The organism is Haloterrigena sp. KLK7 (assembly GCF_037914945.1).
GTDB lineage: Archaea > Halobacteriota > Halobacteria > Halobacteriales > Natrialbaceae > Haloterrigena > Haloterrigena salinisoli.
Genome location: NZ_CP149787.1, coordinates 2704410 through 2723275 on the forward strand (window position 1 = coordinate 2704410; position 18866 = coordinate 2723275).

21 protein-coding genes are annotated in these 18866 nt (G+C 67.4%); 11 read left to right on the plus strand and 10 right to left on the minus strand.

The window, feature by feature from the left end:
* Nucleotides 1-36: 36 nt before the first annotated feature.
* Nucleotides 37-519 carry a universal stress protein gene (locus WD430_RS13270; RefSeq protein WP_339102918.1) on the plus strand — a complete coding sequence of 161 codons (483 nt, stop codon included), beginning with the start codon at nucleotides 37-39 and terminating at the stop codon, nucleotides 517-519.
* 509 nt (nucleotides 520-1028) lie between these two features.
* On the opposite strand, the gene WD430_RS13275 is transcribed toward WD430_RS13270, so the two are convergent.
* From WD430_RS13275 to WD430_RS13285, 3 genes are all read right to left on the minus strand, one after another.
* Complete coding sequence (locus WD430_RS13275) at nucleotides 1029-2294, minus strand: TRC40/GET3/ArsA family transport-energizing ATPase (protein ID WP_339102919.1); 1266 nt, start codon at nucleotides 2292-2294, stop codon at nucleotides 1029-1031.
* Between the two features lie 89 nt (nucleotides 2295-2383).
* Nucleotides 2384-3820, minus strand: a complete 1437-nt coding sequence (locus WD430_RS13280; RefSeq protein ID WP_339102920.1) for a glycosyltransferase — start codon at nucleotides 3818-3820, stop codon at nucleotides 2384-2386.
* A gap of 99 nt (nucleotides 3821-3919) precedes the next feature.
* Nucleotides 3920-5020 (minus strand): pyridoxal phosphate-dependent aminotransferase, encoded by a 1101-nt coding sequence (locus tag WD430_RS13285; protein WP_339102921.1) that lies wholly within the window; start codon nucleotides 5018-5020, stop codon nucleotides 3920-3922.
* A gap of 125 nt (nucleotides 5021-5145) precedes the next feature.
* On the opposite strand from WD430_RS13285, the gene WD430_RS13290 reads away from it, so the two are divergent.
* The 3 genes from WD430_RS13290 (at nucleotide 5146) to WD430_RS13300 (ending at nucleotide 6683) form a co-directional block, all read left to right on the plus strand.
* Nucleotides 5146-5505, plus strand: coding sequence for a nuclear transport factor 2 family protein (locus WD430_RS13290; protein ID WP_339102922.1), 360 nt, complete (start codon nucleotides 5146-5148; stop codon nucleotides 5503-5505).
* Between the two features lie 78 nt (nucleotides 5506-5583).
* On the plus strand, nucleotides 5584-6102 hold the full coding sequence (locus tag WD430_RS13295) for a CinA family protein (protein WP_339102923.1): 519 nt from the start codon (nucleotides 5584-5586) through the stop codon (nucleotides 6100-6102).
* 95 nt (nucleotides 6103-6197) lie between these two features.
* The gene (locus WD430_RS13300) at nucleotides 6198-6683 is read left to right on the plus strand and encodes a metal-dependent hydrolase (protein ID WP_339102924.1); all 486 of its coding nucleotides are present in this window, start codon (nucleotides 6198-6200) and stop codon (nucleotides 6681-6683) included.
* Here the strand turns inward: WD430_RS13300 and WD430_RS13305 are convergent.
* Both WD430_RS13305 and WD430_RS13310 read right to left on the minus strand, forming a co-directional pair.
* Nucleotides 6680-7543, minus strand: a complete 864-nt coding sequence (locus WD430_RS13305) for a hypothetical protein (RefSeq protein WP_339102925.1) — start codon at nucleotides 7541-7543, stop codon at nucleotides 6680-6682. The two genes, WD430_RS13300 and WD430_RS13305, sit on opposite strands and share 4 nt — an antisense overlap.
* A 78-nt stretch (nucleotides 7544-7621) precedes the next feature.
* Nucleotides 7622-8587 carry a hypothetical protein gene (locus WD430_RS13310; protein ID WP_339102926.1) on the minus strand — a complete coding sequence of 322 codons (966 nt, stop codon included), beginning with the start codon at nucleotides 8585-8587 and terminating at the stop codon, nucleotides 7622-7624.
* A gap of 135 nt (nucleotides 8588-8722) precedes the next feature.
* Between WD430_RS13310 and WD430_RS13315 the strand changes: the two genes are divergently transcribed.
* The 4 genes from WD430_RS13315 (at nucleotide 8723) to WD430_RS13330 (ending at nucleotide 11487) form a co-directional block, all read left to right on the plus strand.
* The gene (locus WD430_RS13315; RefSeq protein ID WP_339102927.1) at nucleotides 8723-9007 is read left to right on the plus strand and encodes a DUF5789 family protein; all 285 of its coding nucleotides are present in this window, start codon (nucleotides 8723-8725) and stop codon (nucleotides 9005-9007) included.
* A 6-nt stretch (nucleotides 9008-9013) separates the two neighbouring features.
* Nucleotides 9014-9712, plus strand: a complete 699-nt coding sequence (locus tag WD430_RS13320; RefSeq protein WP_339102928.1) for a CPBP family intramembrane glutamic endopeptidase — start codon at nucleotides 9014-9016, stop codon at nucleotides 9710-9712.
* Nucleotides 9713-9778: 66 nt separating this feature from the next.
* On the plus strand, nucleotides 9779-10243 hold the full coding sequence (locus WD430_RS13325; protein ID WP_339102929.1) for a DUF302 domain-containing protein: 465 nt from the start codon (nucleotides 9779-9781) through the stop codon (nucleotides 10241-10243).
* Between the two features lie 146 nt (nucleotides 10244-10389).
* Nucleotides 10390-11487 carry an AI-2E family transporter gene (locus WD430_RS13330; protein WP_339102930.1) on the plus strand — a complete coding sequence of 366 codons (1098 nt, stop codon included), beginning with the start codon at nucleotides 10390-10392 and terminating at the stop codon, nucleotides 11485-11487.
* 87 nt (nucleotides 11488-11574) lie between these two features.
* Here the strand turns inward: WD430_RS13330 and nhaC are convergent, their stop codons facing one another.
* The 3 genes from nhaC to nreA all read right to left on the minus strand — a co-directional run bounded on the left by nhaC (nucleotide 11575) and on the right by nreA (nucleotide 15201).
* On the minus strand, nucleotides 11575-13011 hold the full coding sequence (gene nhaC / locus WD430_RS13335) for a Na+/H+ antiporter NhaC (RefSeq protein WP_339102931.1): 1437 nt from the start codon (nucleotides 13009-13011) through the stop codon (nucleotides 11575-11577).
* A gap of 275 nt (nucleotides 13012-13286) precedes the next feature.
* The gene (locus tag WD430_RS13340) at nucleotides 13287-13475 is read right to left on the minus strand and encodes a hypothetical protein (RefSeq protein ID WP_339102932.1); all 189 of its coding nucleotides are present in this window, start codon (nucleotides 13473-13475) and stop codon (nucleotides 13287-13289) included.
* Between the two features lie 424 nt (nucleotides 13476-13899).
* The gene (gene nreA, locus WD430_RS13345) at nucleotides 13900-15201 is read right to left on the minus strand and encodes a DNA repair protein NreA (protein ID WP_339102933.1); all 1302 of its coding nucleotides are present in this window, start codon (nucleotides 15199-15201) and stop codon (nucleotides 13900-13902) included.
* A 278-nt stretch (nucleotides 15202-15479) separates the two neighbouring features.
* On the opposite strand from nreA, the gene WD430_RS13350 reads away from it, so the two are divergent.
* From WD430_RS13350 to WD430_RS13360, 3 genes are all read left to right on the plus strand, one after another.
* Complete coding sequence (locus WD430_RS13350) at nucleotides 15480-15659, plus strand: HVO_2753 family zinc finger protein (RefSeq protein WP_339102934.1); 180 nt, start codon at nucleotides 15480-15482, stop codon at nucleotides 15657-15659.
* Between the two features lie 5 nt (nucleotides 15660-15664).
* Complete coding sequence (locus WD430_RS13355; protein WP_008894489.1) at nucleotides 15665-15931, plus strand: elongation factor 1-beta; 267 nt, start codon at nucleotides 15665-15667, stop codon at nucleotides 15929-15931.
* A gap of 133 nt (nucleotides 15932-16064) precedes the next feature.
* Nucleotides 16065-17378 (plus strand): MFS transporter, encoded by a 1314-nt coding sequence (locus tag WD430_RS13360; protein ID WP_339105823.1) that lies wholly within the window; start codon nucleotides 16065-16067, stop codon nucleotides 17376-17378.
* A gap of 59 nt (nucleotides 17379-17437) precedes the next feature.
* On the opposite strand, the gene WD430_RS13365 is transcribed toward WD430_RS13360, so the two are convergent.
* Nucleotides 17438-17884, minus strand: a complete 447-nt coding sequence (locus tag WD430_RS13365; protein ID WP_339102935.1) for a hypothetical protein — start codon at nucleotides 17882-17884, stop codon at nucleotides 17438-17440.
* A 63-nt stretch (nucleotides 17885-17947) separates the two neighbouring features.
* Entirely contained in the window at nucleotides 17948-18736 is a 789-nt protein-coding gene (gene nucS, locus WD430_RS13370) for an endonuclease NucS (protein ID WP_407067146.1), read from the minus strand.
* Nucleotides 18737-18866: the final 130 nt, after the last annotated feature.

Here is an 18866-nt window from a genome sequence, read left to right on the forward strand (position 1 = left end):
GGACGACTTTAGGAGACGGGCGGCGTACGGTAGCACATGTACCGCGTCCTGCTCCCGGTCGATGAACACGAATCGCGAGCCCGCGCCCAGGCCGAGGCGGTCGGCGACCTGCCGGCGGCCGCCGCGGAGATCCGCGCCGACGTCCTCCACGTCCACGAGGAGGTGACGGCCCCGGACGCAGAGTGGGCGGCCGGCGGCTTCTCGGAGGAGTACGCCGAGGAGATGGCCGAAAACATCAGGAACGTCCAGCGGCTCCCCGACGCCGTCGAGACCGCCGCCGCCGTCCTCGAGTCGGCCGGCGTCGAGCACGCGATCCACGAGACGACGGGCGAAGCGCCCGCGATGATCCTCGAGGCCGCGTCGGAACTCGACAGCGACGCGATCGTCCTCGGCGTCGGCGAGCGCTCGCCGGTCGGCAAGGTCCTGTTCGGCAGCGTCGTGCAGGCGGTGATCCTCGAGAGTGATCGCCCGGTGACGGTCGTCTCCGCCGAGGAGGATGGCGACGGCGAGTCAGCGTAACGCCAGTGGATCGGCTTCACTGTCAGTAGATCGTGCACGATTTCGCTATTTAGAACGAGTTGTGGGCTCCTCGACTGCACGTTACGGAATTCGCTATCTGATCGCACTCAATACCTCAATGAAGAGACAACCATAGAAATGGCTGTGAGGACTAATATAGCTACTACCAAGTAATTGCTGATAGTGTACATATAGATACCAACTAGAAGGAGCGCTGTGACAGACATAACTAGCCCAACGCGATCTCTCCCTTCATAAAAATACATATATAAACCGATCGCAGAGGAGAGAAGAGCTAAAATTACCACGATATTTACCCTGTAGAGGAATTCAAATTGTCCCTCGCCTATACCTGTTTTGATGCCACTATGTTCTAAATATTTTTCTTTGGAGAGGCGATTAGAAGGTAGTCCGGACAGTTCCATTAGTGATTTTATATAACGAACGAGTTCACGAGGACTGCAAGCGATTCCAACGGACCGGTTGAAATCACTAAATCAACGCGCCAATCACCGCAGACAGGCCGCGACGACCTCGAGCATACCCTCACCTCGTACTTCGTCGGCGAACAGCGGGACGCGCCGCACCTCGGTCCCGCGGAAGAGTTCCTGGGCCTCGGCGAGGGCGCCCTGCTGGACGTCCCACCGACGTTGACAGAACTCGCAGTCCTCGAGGTTCGGCTGGAGGAACTCGCCCCGAACGTCGTCGGTGACGTCGGAGAGGGGCTCCATGACGCGGTTGACGACGACCGTGCCGACCGGGATCTCGAACTCCTCGAGCTGCTGGCGCAGGCGCTTGGACTCGAAGACGCTCATCTCCTCGGGGACCATGACGATCCGGAAGTCCGTCCGCGCGGGATCCTGCAGGGCCGCCCGCAGGCGCTCGATGCGCTCCCGGAGCTCGTCCAGGTCCTCGAGGTCGCCCTCCTCCTCGGGCGCTTCCTGACCGGGGAACATGCCCTTCATTCCCTCGAGCATGCCGCTGATGCGCTGGCGGAACTTCATCATGCGACCCATCATGGTGTCCATGAGTTCCGGGAGCTTCAGGAGCCGGAGGGTGTGTCCCGTCGGCGCGGTGTCGATGACGACGCGCTCGAACCGCGGGTCGTCCATGTACTCGAGCAGCAGTTGCATCGCGGCGGCCTCGTCGGAACCCGGCATCGCGCCGCCGAAGAGGGCGTCCATGGGCGACTCGCCACCGCCCCCGCCGAGCAGGTCACCCAGCCCGCCCATGCCGCCCATCTCGCCAGCGCCGGTGTCGCCACCGCCGCCGAAGGGACCCGCCTCGCCGTCGGTTCCGCCGCCGAACGGTCCCGCAGCGCCGTCGTCCGCGGTCGCCGCGGAGTCGTCGCCGGGACCGCCGGCGCCGCCGAGGAAGGCGGCTTTCCCGTCCTCCATGGCGGCCTCGGGATCGATCTCGGCCGCGTAGAGCGGGATGTCGTCGCGAATGCGGGTCGGTTCGGCCGGCACGTCGGTCTCGAAGGTGTCCGACAGCGAGTGGGCCGGGTCGGTCGAGACGACCAGCGTCGACGTGCCGCCGCGGGCGCTGTCCAGCGCGGTCGCGGCGGCCATCGTCGTCTTCCCGACGCCGCCCTTCCCGCCGTAGAGCACGTAGTCGGGGCCGTCGACGGGCTCGTCGGACGGTTCCACGTCGATCGTTTCCCGTTCGTCGTCCTCGAGGGAGTCCGTCGGCGTCACCTCGATGGTGTGTCCGTCGTCGGTGTCGTCCGCCGTCTCGGCCTCCTCGTCGACCCGCTCGACGTCGATTCCGCTCATGGCTACTCGATTAGCCACCCTGTCACGAGTATTCGTCGGTCTCGAGCGAACCGGTTCGGAGTGGAAACGATTCCCGGCGGCGTCGGCGCCTACCGATCGGACGGCGCGCGGGTCGCCGCGTCGCCCCGAGCGAGGTCGACGAGCCCCAGACAGATCGGGACCGCCCACAGCATCGCGTACAGCGCCTGCGAGAGCGGGTTCGCGAGGATCGAGTACGCGATTCGGTGGGGTCCCGATCGGAACGGAACCGCGTCCCAGGCCGCCCGGTAGGCCCGCAGGCCGTAGTACGCCCAGACGAGCGCGTTGAAGCCGACGAGCAGTCGCACCGTCAGCGGGAACGGGGCCGCCGACGTGCCACTCGCGGACAGCAGGGTAACGAACACTGCGGCGGGCACCCCGACGACGGTGAGCAGCGCCAGCGACTGTAACAGCAGCGTCCCGGACCAACACCGGAGGTCGTCGACGCCGTCCCAGCCGCGCGCGAAGATCCGACGATACAGATCGCGAGTCCACGCCCGCTTCCGGCCGAGCCACGCCTCGAGTCCCGGGGGACAGTCCAGGCGGACGTACCGATCGACGATACCGAGCGCGTTGCCCCGCCGGGAGGCGGCCAGTCCGAGCGGGACGTCGTCGCCCGCCCTGCGCCGCCACGCCGTGACGTCCTCGAGTACGCGTCCCTCCGTGAGGTAGCCCGAGCCCAGCAGGTGGTACGGCCCCGCGCTCGAGCGGTGTCCCAGATCCGACCACGCCGCCGTCGCCATCGACTCGAGCAGCGGGAGGATCCCCGCGTCGACGTCGCGGACCGTGTGCTTGGTCTGGACGACGTCGTACTCCTCGAGGCCCGCGACGGCGAGTTCGAACGTATCGACGGGGAGCCAGCTGCCGGCCTCGAAGACGGCGACGAGGTCGTCGGCCGCGACCGTGCGGGACTCGAACGCGGCAGTCAGCATGGTCGCCGCCGTCGGGGACGTTCCCGTTCCGGTGGCCCACCACGCGCGCTCACCGGCTTCACGCGCGCTTTCTCCCGCGTCGTCGAGCGCGACGGTCTCTACCTCGAGGCCCGGCGGCCGCTCGGCGTCGATCGCGCCCTCGAGCGCGGGCACGTCCGTCTCGCCGGGCTCGTAGACGACGGTGACCGAGACCAGCGACGCGGGATAGCTCTGGGCGGCGATACTCGCGAGCGTCGACTCGAGGCCCCGCCAGCGACCGCGAACAAGCGGCACGAAGACGTGGATCCGCCGCCGGAGGGCAGACGGCAGTCGACAGTCGGGCCCGGGATCGCGTTCGCGCTCGGGGCCGCCGCGTTCGTGCTCTGGAGAACCGCCGTCGGTCCGGGCGGCGATGCGGCCGGGCTGCTCGGCTTCGCGGCCGGTCTGGCCGCCGTGGGCCTCGAGGACCCGCCCGAGCGTCCGCTCGTCGACGACGTTCATCGGTCGGCGCAGGAACAGCGCCAGCAGGCCGCAGTTGACGGCGGCGTAACAGAGCTGCGTCAGGACAAACGCGGCGACGACCACCTCGAGAAGCATTGGTTCATTCCACCACTGTCGTCGCCTCGTATCTGTATTGCGGCCGGACGGCGGTCGGCGGTCGACGCCGTCCTCGATCGGCGGCGGCCGACGCGATTCTCACTCGAAGTACGCCGCCAGTCGCTCGGCCGCTTCCTCGACGCGGGGCGTGACGAGCGCGAAGCGGAGCCAGTCGGACCGCGAGTCGCCGAAGGCCTCGCCGGGCATCCCCGCGACGCCGGCCTCGTCGATCAGGCGTTCGACGTTCTCGAGCGTTCCCGGATAGCCGTCGAAGCGGGCCATGACGTAGAACGATCCCTTCGGCGTCGTGTACTCGGCGCCCGCGGCGTCTAAGGCGTCGGTGAAGGTCTCGACGCGCTCGCGGAGCAGTTCGCGGTTGGCCTCGTAGTACTCGGGCCCCGTTTCCCGCAGTGCCCGCAGGACCGCGTACTGACCGGGCCGGGTCGTGGAGACGTTGACCAGCATGTGGCGACTCTTGGCGTTCTCGACGAGTTCCGGCGGGAAGATCGCGTAGCCGACCCGAACGCCCGTGATCGCCATCGACTTCGAGAAGGCGTTGGTGACGATCCGGTGGCTCGAGTCGACCCCCAGTGCGCTGGCGAACTCGCCCGAGAGATCGTAGTGGTCGTAGACCTCGTCGCTGACCAGGATCGCGTCGTACTCCTCGGCGACGTCGACGAGGCCCGCCATCGTCGATTCGGGATAGACCGCCCCGGTCGGGTTGTTCGGCGAGTTGACCACGATGGCGGCGGTGTCCTCGCTCGCCGCCTCGCGGACGTCGGCCGGATCGAGTTGCCCATCCTCGTCCGTCGCGACGAACCGCTGCGTTCCGTCCAGCATCGTCGTCTTCCCCGGGTAGTAGGGGTAAACCGGGTCCGTCAGCACGATCTCGTCGCCGCGGTCGCGCTCGAGCGCGCGGGCCATCGCCAGGTAGTTGGCCTCGCCCGCGCCGTTCGTGACGACGATCTGGTCGGCGTCGACGCCCCGTCGGGCCGCGATCTCCTCGCGGAGCTCGAGGAGTCCCTCGCTGGGCGCGTACTGGAATCGGTCGGGCTCGAGGTCGGCGTAGTCGCGCAGCCCCTCGCGAAGCGCTTCGGGGGGCTCCCAGTCGGGGTTTCCGCTGACCATGTCGACGACGTCGCCGTCGGCGCGGTCGGCGTACTGCATGACGTGGAAGAACAGCGGCGTCTCGTACTCCATGCGGAAGCGTGGGGGTCCCCCGGCCGTGGTTCTTTCGTCACGGGCCGACGTCGAGGGTCGACTCACGCCGCTTCGGGGATCGTCGCGAAGCGAACAGTCATACGCCGCCGGCGCGTCAGTCGGGTATGTCAGTCGACCGCGACCCGCGATCCGTACTGGAATCGTATTACGAATACGTCGACGCCGGAGAGACCGACGCGCTCCTCGAGCTGTTCGCCGACGATATCCGGTACGAGCGCCCGGGTCAGGGCGCTATCGACGGTATCGAGGAACTGCGCGAGTTCTACGAGCGCGACCGTCCGCTCGAGGACGGGACCCACGAGGTCGACCGGATGATCGTCGTCGACGGCCACGCGGCCGTTCGGGGTCGGTTCTCCGGCGTTCAGGACGGCGACGACGTCACGTTCGGCTTCGCGGACCACCACGAGTTCGAGGACGGGCTGATCGTCGAACGGTGGTCGTACACCGACCGCGATACGGTCTGAGTTCGGACGGACGGGGCGCTGACGCCGACCGATCGTGCAGCCCGCGGTTTGACAAGGCGCCGCGCTCAGACTCTCAGTATGAACGACGACATCGACCGCGAGCTGCCGATGGACGTCGCCGACGCGCTCCGCGACCGCGAGGAGACGCTGGCCGTCGCCGAGTCCTGTACCGGCGGGTTGATCGGCGCCGCGATCACGGCCGTGCCGGGCGCGACCGACTACTTCGATTCGGGGCTGACGACCTACGCCTACGACGCCAAACGCCGCCACCTCGGCGTCAGTCGCGAGGCGCTGGACGAACACGGCGCGGTCTCGGAGCCCGTCGCCCGCGAGATGGCCCAGGGGGTCCGCGACGTCGCCGACGTCACCTGGGGGATCGCGACGACGGGTATCGCCGGTCCCACCGGCGGCACCGAGGAGAACCCCGTCGGGACCGTCTACATCGGGATTTCCTACGCCGGCCCGTGGGACAGCGAGTCGTCGTTCGCGTCCGTCTCGCGGTACGTCTTCGACGGCGACCGCGCGGACGTGCGAGCGAAGACCGTCGACCGAGCGCTCGAGGACTTGCTCGAGGCGCTCGAGACTCGAGACGCCTGAGTCCGCCGGTCCGTCGGTCCGTCGGGAACCGACTCGAGCGGGAGACAGTCGTCGAGAGTAAACTATTCGGGGGTCGCTTCCCCAGTAGCGGGTGGATGAACAAGAAGGGACACGTTCTCAACGCGATACTTCTGAGTCTGGGGCTGGGGTACATCCTCGAGCCGGCGGGGGACCTCGAGACGTTCCGCACGATCGTCGAGATCGGCGTGCCGGTGACGCTGGGGGCGCTGTTCCCGGACGTCGACACGGCCTTCGGCAAACACCGGAAGACGCTGCACAACCTCCCGGTGCTGCTCGGCTTTCTCGCCTTCCCGTACGTCTTCGGGAACCTCGAGTACGTCTGGCTCGGCGTCCTGACCCACTACGTCCTCGACGTCGCGGGCAGCAAGCGCGGCATCGCGCTGTTCTACCCGCTCTGGAAGGAGGAGTTCGGCCTCCCGATCGGTGTCGCGGTCAGCAGCAAGCACGCCGACGGGATGACCGTGGCCGTCACAGTCCTCGAACTGGCGCTGGTCGCCGTGCTCGTCTTCCAGTTCCCGCAGTGGGGTCTCGAGTTGAGCCAGCAGCTGTTCGGATTCTAGCGAGTCCCCGACCGGGGTTCCGACTCCGTCTCGGCCGCCCACTCGGAGCCGCCGCCGACCGAGTCGACGGTGCCGTCAGCGGTCGTGTCGTCAGCGGTCGCGTTGACGTACGCACGCGTGATGAGGGCCAGAACGAACACCTGACCGACGGCAGTGATCAGATCGGCAGCGATTGCGCCCGGAACTCCCGGGAGGACTCCGGTGAGACGCAGTCCGACAAACCAGCAGGCGACGAACGCGACGATACCGAGCACGCCGATCGCGAACGCGCCGAGGAGATTACTGCGGACGACGCCGTACGACGACCCGAACGCGCCGACGAACGACTCGTCGTCGATCACGATCGCGACCGTAAAGAACATCAGGACGAACGCCACCACCAGTCCCGGAACGATGAGCAGGGCGAACCCGATCGCGAACAGCACGCCGAACGCGATCCAGCCGAGCAACAGGTGGAGCGTCTTCCGCCCGACGCCCTCGGTCGGAATGCCCTCGAGACCGTCGCGCTCGGTCCCGAAGGTGTCGATCGCGACGGCGACGACAACCAGCGCGACCACGAACCCGACCAGCCAGAGAAGCGCCGCGGCGCCGGGGCTCAAGCCCAGCGCGAGCGGGAGTTCGCTGATATACGCGTTGATCTGCTCTTCGGCCGTTTCGAGTTCCGACGCGGTCAGTTCCGCGCTGACTTCGGGATCGTTCAGCAGTTCCACCGTCCACTCGAGAAACCCGCGAAGGATATCCTGTAGCGCGGCCGTCTGGAGGACGCCGACGACCGTCAGCGCGGCGATCAGCACCGCGGCCGCGCTCGTCGTCAGTCGTTCGACCGCCTCGGTCACCGTATCAATTACGTTGAACGTCATCAGTTATAGATAACCGTAAGTGACGATAAAATATGTGTTTCGTCGAAGGAATCGTTGCGGCCCGACGGCGGGGGACAGTCAGCGGTTCGGCGCCCACTCCTCGCAGGCGTCCATGTCGTCCATCGCGGTCTCGTGGCGCGCACAGTAGGGCGTCATCCCCTCCGAGGAGCGGACGTACTCGAAGTGCTCGCAGTTACCACAGTAGCGGTCCGTCGGCGCCTCGGGCCCGCTCTGGGACGTCGACGACTCGACGATCTCCGCGTCGCGGCTGTCGCCGTCTATCGGCGAAGTGACGTCCGAGGCGGCCGTTCCACCGTCGCTCGTCGCGGCGTCCCTGGCCCGCGTCTGCCCGCGAGCGGCCCCGCCCGTCCCGGACGACCCGGTCGCACTCGAGGTTTCGTCGAACGAGAGCGCCTCGCTGTCGTCGGTACTGGTCTGGGTTTCGACCTCACCGTCGGGGGTTACCCCGAGGAAGCCGATGCCTCCGAGTCCGCCGGCGTCGTCCTCGGACTCGGTGACCTCGACGACCGTCTTGTTCTGGCGGGTGACGTTCATCTCGAGGGCACCGCCGGGGTCGTTGCGCGTCTTGAAGTTGACGACGGCGGTGAACAGGCTCCAGAGGGCCAGGAAGAGTCCGAACAGGTAGACGGCCGAGACGTGCAGCGTGTAGTCGTTGCCGTAGCCCCGCCAGTCGTAGGGGTAGGCGCTCCAGAAGAGGACGACCCCGAGGAGACAGAGGCTGACGCTGATCGCGGCGGCGGCGTAGACGCGCTGGCCGGCGGGCAACACGAAGAAGACGCCGACCAGCGCGGTCGGGACGCCGAGACCGGCGAGCACGCCCGCGAGGCGGATGGACGCGTAGTGCGTCTCTATCCCCGGCGAGAGCACGGCCGCGTATCCGCCCAAGAGGTCGGTCGTCGCCATAATCACGGCCACGACCGCCAGGAGCGCGCCGATCAGGACGAGCGCCGTCCCCGCGTACAGCCGGTGGGGACTGGCCACCTCCCGCGCGGTCCCGTCGTAGACCTCCGTCAGGTTTGTCATGACCGATGGGTTCGACCTCCCGTCACAAAACGCTACGTCAGACACCTCTCGCGAGACAGAGAGATCGACTCGCGCGAGCGGTCGTCGACCCCCGGAAACGAAAGCTTGAATCGACGGGCACGCAAACGGCCGGCTATGAGCGACGAGGACGACGAGGAGCCGGCGGTCGAACTCGGCGAACGAACGCCCGTCGAGGGCGCCCCGCTCGCCCGCGTCACCTCCCGGCTGACCTGGCCGAAGGAAAAGAGCGAAATCGATCGTCTCGAGGGCGACAGCGTCATTCGAACGCCCGAGGGACCTCAGGAGCTGTCGACCGTCCTCGAGGCGATCGACGAGACCTACTTCCAGCGTCACCAGGAGTTCGAGAACCACGTCCGGGCGGTCGTCGGCACCGGCCCGGTCCCCACCGCGGACGAGTAACGAACCGTGGCGACGGAACGGACTCGAAGCGGCGGTCGCTGGCTTCGCGATCAGTTCGATCGCCTCTCGTGGGTCCAGAAGTCGCTGCTGGCCGGTGCGCTGCTGACGATCGTGTGGATGCACCTCGTGCCGCCCGGCCTCTCCCGGCGGTTCGTCGTCGACAGCGTCGTGCTCGTCGGCGGCCCGCTCGCGCTGGGACTGACCCACGGGAGACATCTCGGCTGGCACGTCGACCGCGTCGCCGTCCGGAACGCCGTCCTGCTCTCGCTGTTCGTGCTCCCCTTCTATCTGGTCGGCTCGACGCTGCCGACGATCCGGGCGTACTACCCGATGTGGGAGACGTCGGCGGCGCCCGGCGAGTTCGTCCCGCATGCGATCCAGCTGTTCGGGCTCGCGCTGGCCGCCGAGACCTACTACCGCGGCCTCCTCTGTGTCGGCGTCAAAGAGATCGGCCGCAAAGCGGTATTCATCAGCCCGGTCGTCTACATGCTCCACCACGCCGGCAAACCGCCGCTCGAGTTCCTGTTGTCGGGGCCGACGGACGTCCTCTTCGGCGCCGTCGACTACGAGTCGAACTCGATTCTCCCCTCCGTGATCGCCCACGGCGCGGGGCTCGTCCTGCTCGACTGGCTCGTCCTGCACGACCCGCTGTTCGATCCGACGCCGGTGGTGGAACTGCTCCGATGGCTTCCGGTGCCGATCTGAGCGCCGGGGAGTCGCCGACGCTCCCGCGGCGGGACCCTTTTGTGACGACCGGTAGATGACTCACGTATGAGTCTCCCGATCGACCCCGAAACGATCGATCCCGACGAGTTCGGTGAGAGGCAGGCCGTCCTCGAGATGGACCACGAGGAGGCGATCGAACACGTCCGCGAGGTCTGTACGGACGTCGGCTTCGGCATCCCCGTCGAGTTCTCCCCCTCGGAGTTGCTCAACGAGAAGGTAGATGCAGACCGCGACCCCTACTACGTTCTCGGGGCCTGTAACCCCGAGATCGCGGATCGTGCGCTCGACGAGACCCCGCGGATCGGCGGTCTCTTCCCGTGTAACATGATCGTCTGGCAGGAGGAACCGGGTCGCCAGCGGGTCTACCACGTCTCGATCATGAAGATCGCGCGCCTGCTCGGGATGGCCCCCGACAGCGACGAGTGGGCCGATATCGTCGACACCACCGGCGACCTCACCGCGGAGGCCTTCGAGCGGTTCGATTCGGTCGAGACCGACGCCACGGACTGAGTCGTCGTCGCATCCTGCCGCGTCGTTCGGCACCGCTGTCAGCTGCGTTCGTCTCGCTTGGCGCCATTGTTTGCCTATATAGAACTATCTAATTGCCTGCTGTAGGTGTCAACAACCTTTACGTACGTGACTGGTGATGTTTACGTATGGACCTCCGCACCGCGTTTTTCGCCCTCCTGCTCGCCGCCCTCGGGGTGATCTCGACCCTGATCATCGCCCCGCTACTGCAGTACGTGCTGGCCGCCGGGCTCCTCGCGTTCGTCCTCTACCCCGCCCACGAGCGCCTCGAGCCCAGGCTGGGATCGCGACCGTCGGCGATCCTGTTGACCGGAGTCGCCACCATGGCCGCTGTCGTCCCGCTGTTGGTCGTCTCGGCCGTCGTCCTGAGTACCGCCGCCTCCATCCTGAACGGTTTCGACGAAGCCGCGGTCGTCGAAACCGCGCGCGGCGTCGCGGAGACCGATCTCGGCCTCGAGGCCCAGCAGGTCGACGCCATCGAGACGGCGGTTCACACCGAGCTCGAGTCCTCGCTCCCGAGCGCGGCCGAACTCGCGCTGGGCGAACTGATTCGGCTGGTCAACGCCGGCCTCGAGACGGCGATCGGACTGGCCGTCTGCGTCTTCCTGCTCTATTACCTGCTCGTCGACGGAGCCGACCTCGTCGCCTGGCTCGGCGACGTCGTCCCGCTCGAACCACACGTCCGCGAGGAACTGTTCGAGGAGGTCCACGTCGTCACGTGGGCCGTGATCCACAGTCACGTCCTCGTCGCCCTCGTCCAGGGGATCCTCGGCGGACTCGGACTCGCCGTCCTCGGCGTCCCGAACGCGCTCTTCTGGACGGTGATCATGGTCCTGCTCTCGTTCCTGCCGGCGATCGGTGTCTGGCTCGTCTGGGGGCCCGCCGCGGGATATCTCGCAGTGGTCGGTGACTCGATCGGTGCCGTCCTCCTCCTCGCCTACGGCCTCACGGTCCTCGCGCTGGTCGACAACTACCTGCGGGCGATCTTCGTCGATCGGGGCTCCGGGCTCCACCCGGCGGCCGTCATCGTCGGCGTCATCGGCGGGATCTACCTGCTCGGCATCACGGGCCTGTTCCTCGGTCCCGTCCTGCTCGCGGTGTTCAAAGCGGGTGTGAACGTCTTCACCAGAGTCTCCCTCGAGGACGGCGACCAGTGGGCGGACCCCGAGCCCACAGCTGAATCCGACGCGAGTCCCGGGCCCGCCGCCGGGTCCGGCGCCGAGTAACCGCTCCCGGAATTCGACGGCGTGGACTGATCTCGCGGGGTCGATCGGTATCCGCTCGCAGAAAACGACCGAAAATCGTCGTCAGCGTCAGTCGGCGGTCTGGGCGCGCTCGGTTCGGTGGGTCGTCGGGATGCCGATCCCGCTCAGCGCCATCGCGAACAACACGAGCGGCGACAGGAACCCGAACAGGTAGAACGGCGCGTACTCGAGCGTCGGGACGCCGGTCGCGGTGGCCATGAAGACTCCGCCGGCGTGCCACGGGAGGAGCGCGCCGGTCGGCGTCCCGGCGGCCTCGACGGCCCGCGAGAGTTCGTCGCTGTCCAGCCCGAACTCCTCGTAGAGGTTTCGCAGCGTCATCCCGGGGAGAACGATGCTCATGTACTGCTGGGCCGTCAGCACGTTGATCGCGATCGCGGAGACGCCGGTGCCGGCGATCAACCCACCGGAGCTCCGGACGCCCTGAGAGAGGCGATGCGCGAGCACCGCGAGCACGCCGGTCCGCTCGAGCAGGCCGCCGAGCGTGAGCGCGGCGACGACCACCGTGATCGTCCAGGCGGAGCCGGTCAGTCCGCCGGTCGCGAGCAGTTCGTTCACGAGTTCGGTGCCGGTCTCGGGCGCGGTGCCGCTCATGAAGACCTCCCAGGCGGTGACGAAGCCGGTCCCCTGAACCGCGATCGTGGTACCGACGCCGGCGAAAACGCCGGCCACGAGCGTCGGGAGCGCGGAGTAGCCGTAGAGTGCGAGACCGAAGGTCACGACCAGCGGCAGGAACACGAGCAGCGAGAGGTCGTACGTGCTCGCGAGGGCGGTCTGGATCTCGGCGACGCGGTCGGTGGGAACGGTCCCGCTGGCCTGCAGGCCGAGGACAGCGAAGATCGCGACGGAGATCCCGAAGGCGATGGCCGTCCCGGTCCGCATCCGGCGAATGTGGTCGTACAGCGACGTGTTCGTCACGCCGGCCGCGAGGTTAGTCGTGTCCGACAGCGGCGACTGTTTGTCGCCCGCGTAGGCGCCCGAGAGGACCGCGCCGACGGTCATCGCCGACGGGACGCCCAGGCCCTCACCGATCCCGACGAAGGCGACGCCGAGCGTCCCGACGGTCGTCCACGAGGAGCCGATCGAGAACGCCACGATCGCCGCCAGCATCGCCGCGACCGGGAGGAACACCGACGGCGACAGCAACTCGAGGCCGTAGTACATCATCGCCGGGATCGTGCCGGCGTCGACCCAGGTCGCGATCAGCGCGTAGATGGTGAAGATGATCAACAGCGCCTGCAGTCCCATCAGGAGGCTGTTGGCGATTCCGTCGTAGAGGTCCTCCCACGAGTAGCCCAGATAGTAACCGAAGGCGCCCGTGAAGACGATACTCCACAGCAGCGGAACGTGGGGGTCCAGCCCGAGCACGGCCGACCCCACGCCGAGGAAGAGGACGACGGCGAGCACCGGCACGAGCGCGAGCGCGACGGACGGCCGTCGCTCGGGCTCGAGGTCCTCGATCGTCGTCGGAGTGAAATCCAATGCCATCACCCGCTGTATGCGGCAGAGGAATAAAAGCGGCGTGCCTTATTATCAATAATAATTCATCGGAGAATGTCGACGGCCAGCTAACAGGTCCTCTCAGTGGTATTTTCGGACGGTACAGCGACGAACAACGGTGTGTATCGACGGCTAGCAGCGAACGGAACCGTCCACTGTCGATCAGTAGTATGCAGTATCGACCGGCGGCTAGCAGCGGCCGGCGATGAAACGGGAATCCGCCGACCGTGACGACGCGGAGACGATCGATCGAATCGACCCGGTCAGCGGCGGTCGTCCGCCGAGTCTCCACCGTCGGCGGCCTCGAGTTCCTCGAGATACCGCTCGGCGTCGTACTGGACGTACCCCGTGACGACGGCGATGACCGCGAGAACGAACAGCGGGACGCCGACGAGAACGACGAGCAGTCCCACCGCGGTGAGAAATTCGGGACTGACGAGCGCCAGAGCCATACCGGTCGGAGGCGCTCGAGCGATTTAGGCGTGCGGGTTCGCTTCGCAGTAGCTAGTAACACGGCTCGTTGCGCGGTATGCTCGAGCGGGAGAGTACCGAAATGAAGCGTCCTGCTATCGTGGCAACGGGGAGTTGCCACTCCCTCCCCAGCCGATTCGCTCCCTTCGGTCGCTCATCCACTGGAAGACGCTTCGCGTCTTCCAAGCCTCTGTTCGCTATGCTCACAGAGACCTCGCACGATGGTATCGATCGATCCTCACTGTTGCTCACGGGTCACTTCGTTCCCCGTTCGCTTTTCGAGGTGCGAACGAAGTGAGCACCTCGCTTCGTTCGGACACGATCAACAGCGCGCGCCACCGTACGCCAGACCTGTCGTCTGACACGGACTGTAGATCGTCTGAGTAAACGATGTTCCGTAGCCGCTTAGTCTCGAGCGGAGAAGGCACTCAGGTTCGACTGTAGTCCCGCCGCGAGTTCGGACTTCCGTCGGAGGCGGTCGTGGGAGACCGGCAACTGCGTCGCGACCTCGGCGACCGCCTGATGGAAGGTCTCCGACTCGCCGTACTCGCCGTCGAAGGCGTTGCGCACGCTCTCGCGGACCTGCCAGACGCCGACGGGCGCCCAGTAGTCGTCGCTCACCTCCCGGAGGACCAGACACTTCGCCTGCCGGCCGATCGACTCGAGGTGCTCCAAGACGGCCAGTCGGGCGGCGTAGTAGGCGCCGGCGGTCTCCTCGACGTAGCCCGACCGGCCCTCGAACCCCTCGCTGGCGCTGGCCATCCAGGTGTTCCCCTCCGGATCGGGGTTCCAGATGCTGCCGGGCGCCTTCATCTCGACGAGTTCGAACTCCCAGTTGCCCGGCGCGAGGACGATCCAGTAGCGGTTGCCCATGTACTCGTTGGCCCAGACCTGCACCTCGTCGATGCTGGGCGCGTTCCGAATGCGGCCGCGCAGGAACTGGCCGACGGTGTCGTCGACCGCGGTGATCGACCACCGGGTCGGGACGAGCCGTCGCTGCTCGGTCTCGCCGAGCGCGCCGGCCGAGAGGATCGAGTTGATGTCGTAGACGTCGAAGCCCCGGCGATAGAGGTAGGTCATCGCGCCCTGGGCCTGCCAGTCGTCGTCCTCGAGGGTCTTCTTGACCGGCTTCGGGACGTAGGGGTTCTCCCGCAACTCGGCGTTGCGAGCGTTGGCGCGGGGGCCGCGGGGCGTCGCGACGTCCGTGCCGGTGTCGAGGCCCAGATCGGGCGTGTCGTCGAGCCCGATCTCGAGGTCGACCGGCCGATCCGCGATGGCGACCTCGCGCTGGACGCCGACGAAGCCCTCCCAGGCGTCGTGGACGTTGGGCGTCAGCCGACTCGCGATGGACGGCGAGTCCACGTTCGCGCGCTTGTTGGAGTTCAGCAGCCCCGTTCGACGCTGGAGGACGTCCGGGATGTCGTACCCCTGCTGGTACCACTTCCCGTCGGTGACGTACTCCTCGGCGGCGTCCTCGTCGCCGACCGGCGAGAGCACCCCCACGGGGATGTCCGGATAGTTCGACCGCCCGACGAAGATCGAGGGGGCCGTCGAGCCCACGAGGGAATCGCCGGACAGCGACCGCTCGAAGTTCCGCTCGAACTCCTCGAGGTGATCCGTGATCTCGTAGGACTTCTCCTTGGCGAGGCGCCGCCGCTTCGCCTCCTCATCGGGCTCTAACTCCTCGATGTAGTCGTCGAGGCGCATTCACTCGTCGTAGGGGCCGGGTTCGCTTGAATGTTGCATCTCGAGGGCGGATCGGCGGCAGAATGTCAGAGGCAGAGGTCCGGCCTGGCTTGGCACCCACCGAACCTCATCCCCTTCTTTCGCGGGGAACGTAAAGTATCCAGATGCGGATTTTCTGACTGCGAAAATACCCCGATCCCGCCGCGGCGGCGCCGCCCATATTCCTCCCCCGTTTCAGTGCGTTCCTCGAGAGCCCTCGAAAGACAACCGTTAAAAACGCCGGGCGGAAAGGAAGGGGTATGAGTACGACCGACGAAAGCCAGAGGCGCTCGTGCGTCTCCTGTGGGCTCAACATCGCCGGCACAAACGCCGCGGCGTTCAAGTGTCCCGACTGCGGCGCCCAGATCTACCGCTGTGCCAAGTGCCGCAAGCAGAGCAACCTCTACGAGTGTCCCGACTGCGGGTTCACCGGTCCGTAATAACCATGGGAAAGGTAGCTGCGAAAATCAAGGTCATGCCGAACAGCCCCGAAATCGACCTGGACGCCCTCCAGGAACGCCTCGAGAGCACGCTCCCCGAGGGCGCCAAGATCAACGGCGTCGAACGCGAGGAAGTCGCGTTCGGTCTCGTCGCGCTCTACCCGACCGTGATCGTCCCCGACGGCGCGGGCGGCACGGAGGCCGTCGAGGAAGGCTTCTCGGACGTCGAGGGCGTCGAGAGCGTCGGCGTCGAGAACGTCGGCCGTATCTGAACTGAACCGGCACTCGATCGAGTTCGACTTTTCGGAGCCGACACCGCGCTGAGCCGCTGGGCCGCCGATTCGGTGGCCCGATTCCGGCAGGGTGTCACAATCCTTACCACGGTGTCCGTGAAACGTGACGGTCGTGAACGCGCTGTCGGATCCCACCAGGCGGCGGTGGCTCGCGTGGGCCGCGCTGGCGACCGTCTTCCTGCTCGTCAATCTCCACCGGCTGTCGACGGCCGTCCTGTCGGACCGGCTGACCGACGCGTTCGGCACGACGGCGGCCCAGCTCGGGACGCTCCACGCCGCCTTCTTCCTCGTCTACGCGGTCGCCCAGATCCCGACCGGCGTGCTCGCCGACCGGTTCGGACCTCGATACGTCGGCTCGATCGGCGGGTTCGTCCTGAGCCTCGGCGCCGTCGGCTTCGCGCTGAGCGACAGCTACCTCGCGGCCGTCGCCTCGCGCGCGCTCATCGGTCTCGGTAGCGCCGTCATCTTCGTCACGATCCTCCGATTCTGCGCCAACTGGTACCGCGCCGACGAGTTCGCGACGATGACTGGACTGACTGGCAGCGTCGCCGGACTCGGTGCGATCCTCGCGACCGCGCCGCTGGCGGTCACCGTCGACGCGCTGGGGTGGCGGACCGTGCTGGCCGGCCTGGCCGCCGTCGGCTTCGTCGCCGCCGGGGCCGTCTTCGCCGTCGCGCGCCGGTCGCCGGCCGCGGCGGGCCTCGAGCCCATCGCCGGCGTCCCGGAGCAGCCGTCGGTCACGCTGGCGGAGACCGCTGCCCACCTGCGAACGCTCGCCCGCGATCCCGATCAGTGGCTGCTATCAGCGGTTTTCTTCGCGGGCAACGGCGCGATACTGACGCTGATCGGGCTGTGGGGCGTCCCCTATCTCGTGGTCGTCTACGATCTCGAGGTACCGACCGCCTCCTCCGTCACCCTCCTCGGCTCGGTCGGGATACTGGTCGGCCCGCCGGCGATCGGCTGGGTCTCCGACCGCCTCGAGCGTCGCGTGCTGCCGATGACGGTGGGCGTCGGTCTGTTGACGGTCGCGCTCAGCGCGGTTCCCGTCTTCGGGCGCCCCCCGCTGGCGGTCACCGCCGTCTCGTATCTGGCCTGCGGCGTCCTCTTCGGCGCCGCGATGCTGTCGCTGTCGACCGTCAAGGACCGGTATCCGCCCGCCGCCAGCGGCGTCGCGACGGCCACCGTGAACACGGCCGGGTTCGTCGGCGCGACGATTCTCCCGACGCTCATGGGACTGGTGTTAGACGCCTACCGGACCGGCGAGACCGTCGGCGGCACCGTCGCGTACACGCAGTACGGCTACCGGCTCGCCTTCGGCATTCTCGCGGGGACCGTCGCCGTCGCCTTCTGCTGTTCGTGCTGGCTGCTCGTCCGCGACCGCGCCGCCGCGGCGCCGTCCAATCCGGATCGCTCGAGCGCTCGGTGACCGCGAAAACGGAGAGAAACTGAATCGGACGGGCCGACCGCGGGGTCTCTTCGAGAGCCTTACTGGTCGGGCTGTCGATCCGGGTCGGCGCCGAGACCGGCCTCGGAGACGATCCGCGCGCCCGTCTCGGAGAGGTCGACCGTGACGTCGCCGGGAACGGCCTTGCTGATCTCGTCGACGTTGCCCGCGAGCACCGTCAGGATGTCGTCGGGGTTCGCGTACAGCAGCATGGTGCCGTCCTGGCCCTCCGCGACGAGTTGCGTGTCGTTGAGGACGATCTGGTCGTTCTGGATCGTCGCCGCGACGACCGGCAGCGCTTCGGGTTTCCCCTGCTCGTCGTCGCGAACCCGTCGGATGTGGACCTCCTCGAGGTCGATGACGTCCTTGTACTCCTGAATCACTTCGGCGCAGGCGACCATGTCCTGGAGCAGTTCGGACTTCTGTTCCCCCCCGTGGCCGGCGTCGCCGTTGAGGCAGTGCTGACAGACGCGAAGTTCGAGTCGCATTACACGGTCGTTGTCGCCGGAGCCCGATGAGAATTCCGTTTCGGGTCCCGGAAGGAGAGTCCCTCACTCCCCGGTCGGTTCCAGCGAGACGAACTCGAGGCCGTGGTCCCCGAGCAGTCGCTCGGCCCGATCGGTCACGGACGGGGCGACCAGGATCCCGCGGACGTCGGCGTCGGCGTGGAGATCGCGCTCGAGGGCGTCGACGTACCGTCGCAGCTGGCCGACCGCGTCCGGCCCGACGCGGCGGCGCTTGAGTTCGACGACGACCGTCCGGCCCGCCGAGTCCTCGCCGTAGATGTCGACGGCGCCGGCCGGCGTCGCGCGTTCGGTCGCCAGCGGCGTGAACCCGGGCTCGAGCAGGGTCGGCTCCTCGAGAATGCGCTGGCGGAGGTCCTCCTCGGTCCCGGAGAGGGCGAGTTCGTTCTCGTCGGTTCCCGAGAACGCCGACACCTGCAGGACCCGCTGGAACCGAACCAGCAGCCGCTCGTCGGGACTGGATCGCAGGCTCTCGAGGACGAGCGTCGTCCCGTCGTCGCTCTCGGCCGCGGTGGCGCCGCTCTCGGCCTCGCCCGCACCGTCAGCGTCCGTATCCGCGTCCGCGCGCTCGCAGTAGACGTCGTGCTCGCAGCCCGGAGGCTGCCAGTTGACCGGCTGCTGGCCCTCGTCGGTGTGGACCAGCGCCGCGCCGTCCGGTTTGAGCATGACGTGGCGGTCGCCCGCCTCGAGCGTGCTCGAGGCGCGGCCCTCGTAGTCGACGGTACAGCGGCCGAAGACGGTGACGAGCGCCTCGCGCTCGATGCCGTCGGCGATAGCCTCGCGGGCGGCCGACAGCGACGGTCGCTCGAGGGTCACTGCTCGCGACGACCGGGCGGTCGATGGCTCTGAGGTCACTGGCACGGCATAGCCGTCGGGCGAATAAAAGGAGCACGGACCGCGTACGGACGATTTCGTCGCGGCTTCCGTGACGACGCGACACCGCGCA